This is a genomic window from Paenibacillus sp. GYB004 (assembly GCF_036577605.1).
Classification (GTDB): Bacteria; Bacillota; Bacilli; order Paenibacillales; family NBRC-103111; genus Paenibacillus_AB; species Paenibacillus_AB oceani.
In genome coordinates this window covers 1-599 of record NZ_JARBDB010000051.1, presented here as the reverse complement: position 1 = coordinate 599, position 599 = coordinate 1, and the positions used below count along the sequence as shown (strand labels likewise).

General features: G+C 58.8%; 1 protein-coding gene. It reads left to right on the top strand.

The annotated features are described in order from the left end of the window. Window positions 1–599, top strand: a 599-nt coding sequence (locus PV433_RS21575) for a hypothetical protein (RefSeq protein ID WP_332074122.1), incomplete at both ends; no start/stop codon positions are given.

The window sequence follows — 599 nt, the reverse complement described above, 5'->3', positions numbered from 1 at the left end:
TTCACTGCGGGCGCAACCTTGAAGCTGTACTTGACCAATGGCACGTTGGTAGCGACAGCGACGAGTGTAACGGGAGCGACTTACGCGTTCACCGGTGTGGTGCCGAACAGTCTCGGCTTTTATGCCACGCAGACGGTAAGCGGCGAGGAGAGCGAGAACTCCGCTTTTGTCGGCGTTACGTTAAGGGTGCCTTCGGCCTCGGCGGGGCTTGATTACGTGGACGTAAGCAACGTGCTGAGCGGCGCAACGGTGAAGCTGTACGAAGAGAACGGGAGCCTGATCTCGGATTCCCCGTCGGATCAAGGCAGCGGCGTATGGCGATTCAGCGGCTTGACCGCCCGGAAGACCTACTATGCGGTTCAAAGCATTAACGGCGTAACCAGCGCGAACAGTAGTTTCGTGACGGTACAGCCGGACATTCCGGTTTCCCCTGCGGTGACAGGCGGCGAGGAGAGTATCAGCGTCAGCGGTTTCACTGCGGGCGCAACCTTGAAGCTGTACTTGACCAATGGCACGTTGGTAGCGACAGCGACGAGTGTAACGGGAGCGACTTACGCGTTCACCGGTGTGGTGCCGAACAGTCTCGGCTTTTATGCCAC